This is a genomic window from Cobetia sp. SIMBA_158, assembly GCF_046566945.1.
Lineage (GTDB): Bacteria > Pseudomonadota > Gammaproteobacteria > Pseudomonadales > Halomonadaceae > Cobetia > Cobetia amphilecti.
This window is the reverse complement of sequence record NZ_JAWJYL010000168.1, coordinates 1-319: the sequence shown is the minus strand read 5'-3', so window position 1 is coordinate 319 and position 319 is coordinate 1. Positions and strand designations below refer to the sequence as shown.

Genomic DNA, 319 nt, shown 5'->3' with positions numbered 1-319 from the left:
AAATGAATGATATCTATTCCATATGCATCTTCTTCGGTTTCATAAACTTTTAAAAGTGAATGTTCACTTTTATATCGATTTTTCCTAAACAATTTTTTGTTGAAAGAAACTCCTTTAATTTTTAATTCAGAAATTGGTTTAAATGTTGGGCTATAGCCAAACTCACCAATAGGAAGTTTTTTGTTAGCCCCAATAAAATGATGTAAAGTCAATTTGGCTCCTCCTCTATTATATCTACAAAATATTTTATGTGAATTTGAATAATACACAGTCCTGACAGGCATTTCGTAAAATAGCTTATAAAGCCTAAGAATAGAAT

The 319-nt window shown here is 28.5% G+C and carries 1 protein-coding gene; it reads right to left on the bottom strand.

Going from position 1 to position 319, the window contains the following annotated elements; genetic code table 11:
* Positions 1–212, bottom strand: a 212-nt coding sequence (locus R2R70_RS19480) for a hypothetical protein (protein WP_410978818.1), incomplete at its 3' end; no start/stop codon positions are given.
* Positions 213–319: the final 107 nt, after the last annotated feature.